5 protein-coding genes and 1 tRNA gene are annotated in these 5,625 nt (G+C 37.0%); 4 read left to right on the top strand and 2 right to left on the bottom strand.

The features are described from left to right. The first annotated feature begins 107 nt into the window (after positions 1 to 107). Positions 108 to 1,037, top strand: coding sequence for a hypothetical protein (locus JSS34_08220; GenBank protein ID MBS0186297.1), 930 nt, complete (start codon positions 108 to 110; stop codon positions 1,035 to 1,037). 33 nt (positions 1,038 to 1,070) lie between these two features. Here JSS34_08220 and JSS34_08215 read toward each other — a convergent pair whose 3' ends face one another. Next, positions 1,071 to 2,018 (bottom strand): J domain-containing protein, encoded by a 948-nt coding sequence (locus JSS34_08215; GenBank protein ID MBS0186296.1) that lies wholly within the window; start codon positions 2,016 to 2,018, stop codon positions 1,071 to 1,073. A gap of 140 nt (positions 2,019 to 2,158) precedes the next feature. Further along, positions 2,159 to 2,644 (bottom strand): glycine zipper 2TM domain-containing protein, encoded by a 486-nt coding sequence (locus tag JSS34_08210; protein MBS0186295.1) that lies wholly within the window; start codon positions 2,642 to 2,644, stop codon positions 2,159 to 2,161. Positions 2,645 to 2,833: 189 nt separating this feature from the next. On the opposite strand from JSS34_08210, the gene JSS34_08205 reads away from it, so the two are divergent. From JSS34_08205 to JSS34_08195, 3 genes are all read left to right on the top strand, one after another. Continuing rightward, positions 2,834 to 3,811, top strand: coding sequence for a cation diffusion facilitator family transporter (locus JSS34_08205; protein MBS0186294.1), 978 nt, complete (start codon positions 2,834 to 2,836; stop codon positions 3,809 to 3,811). A 275-nt stretch (positions 3,812 to 4,086) separates the two neighbouring features. Then, complete coding sequence (locus JSS34_08200) at positions 4,087 to 5,436, top strand: MFS transporter (GenBank protein ID MBS0186293.1); 1,350 nt, start codon at positions 4,087 to 4,089, stop codon at positions 5,434 to 5,436. Positions 5,437 to 5,509: 73 nt separating this feature from the next. Further along, positions 5,510 to 5,585, top strand: a tRNA-Lys gene (locus JSS34_08195). Positions 5,586 to 5,625 lie beyond the last annotated feature (40 nt).

Raw genomic sequence — 5,625 nt, 5'->3', positions numbered from 1 at the left:
TCTACTGGAAAGGACTAAAAATGTTATCTTTTAAGAAAATGACGGGTAGTGAGAACAGTATTATGAGAGTCGTATATTTTAACTTGACGCATTTTTAGGAATGAGAAATGGTAAAATTTTTAGTCAAAAACATATTATTTTCTTGTTTGGCAGCTTTCTTATTAAGCATTCCATTGGTTTCTATTTTGGCAATGGATAGCTTTGATATAAAGGAAGAGGTTGTTTCAGCAAAATCGATTACTCCTAAAACCCAAGCTGAGGCGAAGGATATTGTTATTTCCACGACAGAAAAAGTATACGCTCAGATCAATCGCAATTGGCATTATGTTCCTGCAGGTCTCAATCAAATGAAAACAGAATCAGCATTCTGGGAACCAAAATGGGTGAACATAGAGGGCATTTCAGCGCCCACGCTTATTTTACAAACGTCTCCTGAAACACTTATGGATGCCCTTCAAGATTTAATTAAAAAACCAGCTCTTCTGGAATGTACCATAGCTCTTACAACCGTTAAGATCTTTTGCTTAAGAGAACTTTTTGGGCCTGACCAGTTTAATCATTATGCGACTGAATTTTTTAAAATTTTGCAAGATGATTTAACCTTTAAAACTGAAGACTTTTTCCATGAATTGCCTAACCAGTTCTTAACGCGCGTACAAGGTGAAAGCGCAATACCTGGGTCCATTACTTACATAACAAACCTTCCGAACTATGCCAGCTTCAAGCCCCAGGGAAATGCAAGGGGGAGTAATGTCGTTTGTACCGCTCCTTCTCAATATCTTGGATTTAGCGCAATTTATAGAACAGGACCACAATCTATAGTTGTTATTGAGTCCCAAGATTTGGACTTATATTGTGACCCCACAGATGTTGAAAGAAACCATGAAGAACATGCTCGACTTAGCAAAATATTTAAGAGAACACCTTCTTTATTTGTCGAAAGTCGTCGAAAGGCCCAGCAAGAAATAGACTTTTACCAATTTTTTGATCTTGAAGAATTGCAACAGTTTGTTGAAAAAGGTGAGATCTATACCTAAGATGATCCTTTTGTTCTTAGAGGCCCTTAAAAGCTAATTCCAAGCTTTACGGATAGAATCTTCCTCAGAAGGCTCTTCTTGCCATTTTTGAGCAAATTTTTGAAGATTTGGGTCTTTGGGGTTCGTCAATACAATTTTGAAATTAAGATATTGATCACCAGGCTTACCTTCTTTTTCAGGAATGATTCCTTTTCCTTTTAAACGCAATGTTTGTCCTGTATTCGTGCCCTCTGGGATATTCACCATCACAGGCCCATGAATGGTTGGAACTTGGATTTTTTTTCCTAAAACAGCCTCTTTCAATCCAATGGGGACTTCAAGATAAATATCAAATCCTTTTCTGACAAAATAAGGGTGCGGCTCAATATGAATCTCAATATGAACATCTCCAGAAGGGCCATTACCAAGTCCTTTTTCTCCTTGTCCTTTAAGCCTCAACTTTTGTCCTTCTTCCGTTCCTGCAGGAATAGCAACACTCAGCACTTTTCCATCCAAAAGAGTTATACTTCTTTTTGTACCAAGTGCAGCCTCACGAAAATTAATTCGTAAAATAACAGAAACATCACGACCTTTCTCGGAATAAGGACGACTTCTTCGAGCGTCATGTGTACCAAAACCCGAAGCTCCTCCTTGTTTAAAAACCCGTGAAAACATATCTTCATTTGAAAAAATATCCGAAAAATCAAATCCCCCATGTGCCTGAGAAAATCCAGAACCTTGCTGATAGGCCTTGTAATAGGCGTGTTCAGGGTTTTCAGAACCTTGAGCATCAATTTCCCCCCGGTCAAACCGCGCACGTTTATCGGGATCAGATAGAAGATTATAGGCTGAGGTTATTTCTTTAAATTTTTTTTCAATTTCTTTGTTATTTGGGTTTAAATCTGGATGATATTTTTTTGCCAACTTCCTATAAGTTTTCTTGATCTCTTCTTCGGTGGCTTTTTTTGATACGCCTAAAATTGTATAAGGATCTGACATGATTTGATTCTTCTATATTTTCTTTATTTACCTAATTATATCTCACACACATGCAAAGAAAAAGAAAAAAATTGTCCGTCATTTTTCTAAAAAAGACCTCCTTTTTTAGAAAAAGGGGGTCTTTTTATTAAATTACTCGGATCTTAGTTATTGCTTACAATTTGCCAAGTTCCATCAGGTTGACGGCAAGCTGTACCGTATCCTTGTTGTGTTTTACCTGCAATTTCGATGGTTTGTGTAAACTCACGGCAATATTGTCCACTTTTCGTTTGGTAAGTTTTTGTTGGTGTAATTGTTCCAGAATGGCCTGAATCTGGATTACGCCATCCTTGAGTTTGTCCACTCGGGGCACTTTCAAAAGATTTTTGAGCTGTCTTTTCAGCATACATTTGATCAGCTTTGTCTAGAGATGATCCTATACTATTTCCAATAAAGGCACCCAAAAGAGTTCCTGCGGCAACACCTACGAGCTGGCCTGTACCTTTTCCAAATTGTGCTCCAAGTGCAGCACCTCCAATACCTCCTAACAGCGTCCCCCCAGTTTCCTTGGGTCCACCTGTCATACAGCCTGAAAGTGTTGAAATTAGAGCAACACTTGCAATTATTGAAACATATTTATGAGAAATCATTGAAAATCCCTTTTCTAGAAAGTGAACCATAAAGACTTGTTTTCTGAAAGTCTTCCTTGTAAGAAGATTGTGTTATATTGTTATATGCTTATATCACGAATATCTTTTTAAAAGCAAATTCTAAAGAAAAAACGTTGTCATTTTTGACACGTTTTTAACCCTATAATTGAAAGGATACTTCTTTAGCAGATGGCCTCTAAAAAAACACTCTTTCTAGAATTTCATTGGGATAATCTCCTTAGAAATCTTCCCAAATCCTTTAATTTAATTAAAATAGCAACTTTCGCATCTCTTATTGTTGCCTTGATTTTAATCGGCTTGAAACTTTTTGCTTATATGCTTTCAGATTCTTTAAGCATCTTATCAACCCTCATAGACTCTATGTTGGATGGCATTGCCTCTTTGATTAATTTTTATGCCGTTCGGCGCGCCTTAAAGCCTGCAAGTACATTCTATCGATTTGGCCATGGGAAAGCAGAGGCCATCGCAGCCCTTGGTCAATCCATGTTCATTACGGGCTCTTCTTTTTTCTTGCTTTTTTCTGCAACCCATCGATTTTATGATGTGACGCCCATAGAAGATACGCGTATTGCAATTGGAATTATGGCATTTTCGGTATTTTTGACGCTCATATTGGTCAGTTTTCAGCGTTTTGTTATTCATAAAACACGCTCTCTCGCAATCTCTGCCGATTCTCTTCATTATGTAAGTGATATCCTTATTAACTGCAGTGTTATCATTGCCTTGTTTCTTCAAAGCTGGTTTCAAATGAGCCTTATTGATCCCATTTTTGCTATTTTTATAGCATTTTATATTCTTTATTGTTCTTTTCGCATGGTAAAAGAAGCTCTTGTTGTTTTAATGGATCGAGAACTTTCAGAGGAAAATCGAAAAAAAATTATAAAAACTGTCTTAAGTCATCCTCATGTTTTAGGCTTGCATGATTTAAGAACGCGTTCATCAGGCTCGCATACCTTTATACAACTTCATCTTGAGCTTAATGACTCTATGCCTTTAATTGAATCTCACACAATTGCAGATGAAGTTGAAAATAAGCTTCTTAAAGAATTTCCAACAGCCGATGTTCTCATTCATCAAGATCCTCAAAGTACCGTTATGCCTCCTTCTTCAAAAAAAGGTAAAGTTTGGGAGCAATATACGCGTTAAAATTACAAAATTTCATTTTAGAAACAAGACCATATCTAAAATCTTAAAAGAGAAAAGAGTGTTAGGCCTTTAGCATCATTCAAAAAAAGCATTTGACTTATGCATTTATTTCGTATTTCACTCCTCTAATATCTTCTTATTCCTTAATTTTTTTAATATCAAAAAATATCAATTTGAGAAAAAATAAAAGCTTCATTTTAAAAATGCTTGAATTTTTTTTCATAGACTGTATGAATCTTAATCCTTATTGTAATTTTTTCAGGGAGACCTACTTTATGACGACTCTGCAAAAAATCCATAAAATAGAAGATGAAGGAAACTTAAATAGCACGATGACCCAAGAAAATATGTCCTTTAAAGAGTCAGAAAGCCTCCGACATTTTATAAAACTACATGGAATAAAACCTCTTATAATGTGGTTTTCTGCAACGTTCCTTTATTGCTATCAATTCTTTTTAAGAACCTCACCAAGTGTCATGGAAGATGTTCTTCGTCAAGAATTTCAAATGAATGCACAATCCTTTGGCCTTCTTGCTTCATTTTATTATATTGCTTATTCTGTCTTACAAATCCCAATGGGAGTTCTCATTGATAAAATAGGTCTTAGACGTATTTTAACTTTTTCAGCAGCCATGTGTTCTCTCGGGGCTCTTGTTTTTGGAATTTCTGATGGTCATGCCCTTGCAAAAATCGGACGACTTTTTATGGGGATTGGTTCTGCAGGTGTGTTTCTAAGCTGTTTAAAACTTATCACTTTATGGTTTCCAAAACGCAAATTTGGTATTTTTGTTGGATTCACAATGATGATGGGAACCTTCGGTGCCATGGGCGCCCAAACTCCTCTTGCCTTCATGATTGAGGCTCTCGGATGGAGAATGTCTCTCATTTGCATGTCAGGGTTAGGCGCTTTATGGGCTGTATTGCTTTGGTGCCTTGTAAAAGACCGTAAAGCGCCACTGGGGTTAAAATCCGAAGAAAAACCAATTCCTCTTCTTATAGGACTTCGACGCATCATAACGAACTCACAAATTTGGCTTGCAGCTCTTTATGGAACAACAATGTATACCGTCCTTTCATCGTTTTCTGACTTATGGGGTCCAGCATACCTAATGAAAGCTTATCACATAGATAAGCCCTTAGCAGGTCTTGCTACGTCTGCTCTTCTGCTCGGTGTTGCAATAGGAGGACCTTTCTTTGGTTATATTTCTGAACGTTTAAAAAGCCGGAAACTTCCAATGCTTATTGCCGCTGTTGGAAGCCTTTTTTTCTTTTGTTTATTCTTATATACCGCAGATCTCTCTTTAACAGCTATTTTCATCTTTTTGTTTCTTGTCGGCTTTTTTGTTGGAGGAAAATTGATGAATTTTGCAGTTGGAACTGATAGTGTCCCTTATTCATTAAGTGGAACAGCCACAGGGTTTATCAACGCTTGCAGCATGACAAGTGGCGTTATGTTTCAACCTTTTATTGGATGGCTTATGCATCAAGTCTGGGATGGAAGTGTTGTTAATGGGATCCCTACATACACAGCACAAAACTATGTATTTGGGCTCTCTGTTATTCCAATATGTATGTTCTTAGCAGTTGGAATTACTCTTATGACACGAGAGTCTTATCCTAAATAGGTTCTTTTGATTAATTTTCTTAAAAACCCCTCGACATGGGGGGTTTCTTTTTGATATAGATCTTTCATATTGTGGGCGCTTAGCTCAGCTGGTAGAGCAGCTGACTCTTAATCAGTAGGTCATAGGTTCGAATCCTATAGCGCCCACCAAGAATTTTTAGAATTCTTCTTAATCTTTTCTTCTTTCCGA

The sequence above is a fragment of the Pseudomonadota bacterium genome, from assembly GCA_018242545.1.
Classification (GTDB): domain Bacteria; phylum Pseudomonadota; class Alphaproteobacteria; order 16-39-46; family 16-39-46; genus 16-39-46.
This window is presented reverse-complemented; position numbering and strand designations above follow the sequence as displayed.